General features: G+C 72.4%; 1 protein-coding gene. It reads left to right on the top strand.

Annotated features, from left to right (window positions below):
- On the top strand, positions 1-210 hold a 210-nt coding region (locus IF55_RS35825), incomplete at both ends, for a transposase (RefSeq protein WP_048833155.1).

The following is a 210-nucleotide window of genomic DNA, read 5'->3' as shown; positions in this document are numbered from 1 at the left end:
CATCGGCGTCAGGACCGCCGCCGTCCTGCTGGCCACCGTCGGCGACGGCACCAGCTTCCCCACCGCCGCCCACCTCGCCTCCTACGCCGGCCTCGCCCCGGCAACGAGGTCGTCCGGCACCTCCATCCACGGCGAACACGCACCCCGCGGCGGAAACCGGCAGCTCAAACGCGCCATGTTCCTGTCCGCCTTCGCCTGCATGAACGCCGA

This window comes from Streptomyces varsoviensis (genome assembly GCF_000718635.1).
Classification (GTDB): Bacteria; Actinomycetota; Actinomycetes; order Streptomycetales; family Streptomycetaceae; genus Streptomyces; species Streptomyces varsoviensis.
The sequence above is the reverse complement of the archived record's forward strand: the minus strand, read 5'-3'. Positions and strand labels throughout refer to the sequence as shown.